Annotated in this window: 1 protein-coding gene; it reads right to left on the reverse strand. The window is 68.4% G+C overall.

The genetic code is table 11. The features are described 5' to 3' along the window. The coding region (locus J2X67_RS27650; RefSeq protein WP_309958205.1) for a filamentous hemagglutinin N-terminal domain-containing protein at nucleotides 1–3,794 on the reverse strand (3,794 nt) is incomplete at both ends.

Genomic DNA, 3,794 nt, shown 5'->3' on the forward strand with positions numbered 1-3,794 from the left:
TCGTTGTTGAGCGTGCCCGCGGCAATGGAAATCGCATCGCCGTAGATGCGGCCGGTGCCGATGTTGTTCAGCGTGCCCGCGTCGATCTGCGTGGCGCCTTGGCTGTCGATCAGGCCGCGGTTGGTCAATGTGCCCGCGGCGTTGACGATGGTGTCCGTCCCCGACATCTCCGCATTGGCCGTGTTGTCCACGTTGTTGCCGCCGATGGTGAGCGTCTGGCCCGCCAGCAGCTTGCCGTTGTTCGTGAAGTTGCCGGTGGTGGTGTAGCTCAGGTTGCCGTTGGCGGCCACCTCGCCGTTGTTCACGATGTCCTGGGTGAGCGCGATGCCCAGGTCCTGGCCCGAGACAGCTTTGCCGTCGCCGCTGAAGGTGGCGGCGTCGATCTGCAGGCTTTGGTCCGCCACCAGGGTGCCGCCGGTGTTGATGAGGTTCAGCGTCTTGGCGCCGGGGTTGGCGGCATTGGGATCGACGATGGCGAGCGTGTCCGCCGCCGAGATCAACCCGTTCGTGTTGTTGACGGTGCCGCCGCTGGTGATGGTGGCGTTGACGTCGGCGCGGATCGCACCGGAAGTGTTGTCGAGAGGGCCAGTGCTGATGGCGACGTTCTGGCCTTCGATGCCCTGCCCGGAGCCCGAGGTGCTCGTGTTGACGATGCTGCCGGCGTTCAGCGTGGTTGTGGCCATCGATCGGATGAGGCCGCCGGTATTCGTGAGGCTGCCGGCATCGATGCGCAGGTCTTCCATGGCCAGGGTCTGGCCGCCGCTGTTGTCATAGCTCGCGCCATTGGTGTCGATGGCCACGGCGGATTGACCCAGCACCACACCGCCACCCGTGTTGGAGAACGCCTGGGTGCTGGCCGTCAGTGCGTTCCTGGCGCCGATGAAGCCGGCGGTGTTGGCGACCGCGCCGGCGGTCAGGCTGAGCGTGTCGCCGCTGGTGATGCCGCCCTGGCCATTGGTGTAGCCGGCCGCGTTCGTGTTGCTGATCGCGTTGCCGTTCGTTTGAATGGTCATCGCCCCGCCCGACTGGATCAGGCCGGCATCGTTCACCAGCGCGCCCGAGTTCAACGCCACCACGGTGGTCGCGGCCAGCGTGCCATGCGTGTTGTCCAGCGTGTTGCCGTGCGTGTCCACATCCAGGCTGTTGCCGAAGACTTTGCCCGACTGGTTGCTCAGGCCGCCGTTGCCCAGGGTGGTCGCGCCGCCGGCTTGCAGGGTGCCGCCGTTGTTCGTCGTCGTGCCGGAGGTCGTGACGGTGAGGTTGCCGGTCACGGCCGCCGCCGTGCCGCCGCTGTTGTCCAGGCTGGCGGCCGACAGCGTTGTGTGGCCGTTCGCGGCCAGCGTGCCTCCCACGTTGGTTGCGGCCCCGCTGATGGTGGCGTTCAGGTCGCCGACCGCGGTCACGCTGCCGGCGTTGTTGTTCAGGCCGCCCGCTGCGAGTGCGGTGTTGCCGGCCGAGAGGATCTTGCCGCCGGCCGAGTTGTCGAGCGACCCGGTGGCTGTGAGGCTCAGGCTGGAGGCGCCGCCCGCCTGCAGCGTGCCGCCCTGGTTGCTCACCGAGCCTGCGCTCGCAGCGATGGCGCCGTTGCTCGCGACGGTGCCGCCGTTGTTGTTCAGCAGGCCGCCCACAGCCAAGGTGGTGGCGCCGGTGCCGGCCTGGACGAGGCTGCCGCCCTGGTTGCTCAAGGAGCCCGCGCTCAGGTCGATCTGCCGCGCGTAGGTCGTGCCGCCGTCCTGGCCGAAGGCGCCCGACATGGCCACGGTCAGCGCACCGTTGGCCGTGATCTGGCCGCCGGCGCCGCTGAAGTTGCCGCCCGCGATGGCGAGCGTGCCGGCACCGGCATGCTCGATTTTGCCGCCGGTGTTGGTGATGCTCGCAGCGCTCAGGCTCAGGTCCTGCCCATTGCTCGCGATGCGTGCGCCGTCGTTGTTCAGGATGCCGCTGGTGGCGATGGTCGTTGCACCCGTGCCGGTCTGCACGATCTGGCCGCCGCTGGTGTTGGCCAGGTTCGAGACGTTGATCTGCAGCTGCGCGGCGTTCAGCTGGCCGGCGCTGTTCACGAGTGTCTGGCCCGGCTGCGCATTGGCCGTGATGGCCAGCGTGCCGGGCGTGGCGACAGTGGCGCCGCTGGTGGTCACATTGCCCTGGGTGGCGGCGAGGACGATGTTCGCAGCGCCCGTCTGGCTGCCGGACAGGTCGACAAAGGCTCCCTGCATTGCAAGGGTGCCGCCCGCGGCGTTGGTGCCTGTGGAGGTCAACCCTTGAGCCGTCGCGACGTTCAGGTCGCCGGTGCTTTGCAGCGACCCCTTGGTGCCCTCGAGGCTGCCGCTCTGGATGGTGAGGTTCGCACCGCTGGCCATGCGGCCGTCGGTGTTGAGAAGCTGCTGACCGATGGTGGCCTGGACGTTGCCGCTGGCCGAGGAGATGTTGCCCTGGCTGTTGTTCAGAGATTGGCCTGCGAGCGTGAGCGCCTGGTTCGAGGCCAGGGTACCGGCCGTATTGTCAATCGCGCCGGTGACGTTCGCGGTCAGTGCGCCTGTGGCCGAAATCGTTCCGCGCGTGTTGTCTGTGTGGCCGCCCACGGTCAGGGTGGCGTCGGTGGCACTGGTCAGCTTGCCGTCGATGTTGACCAGATCGCCCGTGGTCGCAATGTCCAGGCTGCCCGCGTTCAGCGTGCCGCCGGTGTTATCGAGCTGCCCCACGTTGGCGCTGAAGCTGTTGCTGACGTTCAGCGTCCCGCCCGCGTTGCTGAAGGTCGGGCCCGTGACCGCCATGCTGGCCACCGACAGCGAGCCGCCCGCATTGTTGATCTGCGGGGTGTTCAGCGTGACCGGGCCGCCAGCGAAGATCTTGCCGCCGTCATTCAGGACGGTGCCTGCCGCGGTGAGGGTGCCGAGCGATGTGGGCACATACGGTGCCGGTGCGGGTGCGGCTGTGCCGCCGGAACCCGAGGTGGAACCCGTGCCAGCCGTGGGCGTGCCCGGACTGGTGGTGCCGCCCGTGCCGGCGCTGCCGCCGGTGCTTGCACTGCCGCCCGAGCCCGCCGTGGGCGCAGGCAACGGCTCGGCACCGATGAACCCGCCGTTCGTGTTGGACAGCGCCGGCGCGGTGATCGCGAGTCCCACGCTGCTGGTCTGGCGGATCGTGCCGCCGCGGTTGTCGATGTCACCGGCGCTGGCGAGCTCGACGCGCGTGCCTTCGAGGGTGCCGGTATTCTCTAGCCTGCCGGCTGCCGTGACGACGAGGTTGCCATTGCTCGCGCCGATGCTGCCGGCGTTGCGCACGCCCAAGCCGGCCTCGGTGCCGATGAGCGTGATCTTGCCGGCATACATGCCTCCGAGGGCCGCCGCGTCCAGGGCGAAGGTCGGTGTGGCACCGGTGCCCGCCGTGGGTGTGATCTGCGTATGGTCAGCGCTGATCTGGTTGGCGCCTGTGACCACCTTGAGGTCGGTGGCGTAGATCGCTGCATTGAGCTGCACGGCGCGCGCGAGAATGGCTGCGTAATCCGTTTTGCTGGCATCCAGGCCCGCACCATCGATGGTGACGGTGCCGCCTCGCACCAGAAAGCTGTCGAGGCCGCCGATGGCATTGAACTGTGGCGTGCCCGTGGTCAGCGTGGCGCGCGACGCGTTGATGAAGCCGCCGCCGTTCACGCTGATGCCGGCCGGGTTGGCAATGATCACTTCGGCACGCTGCCCCGCCACTTCGATGTAGCCGCGCAGCTGGCTCGGGCTGCCGCCGTTCACTTCGTTGAGGATGATGCGCGCGGGGCCGGTGGCGAGATACGGATTGCC

The organism is Variovorax sp. 3319, from assembly GCF_031456585.1.
GTDB classification, from domain to species: domain Bacteria; phylum Pseudomonadota; class Gammaproteobacteria; order Burkholderiales; family Burkholderiaceae_C; genus Variovorax; species Variovorax paradoxus_P.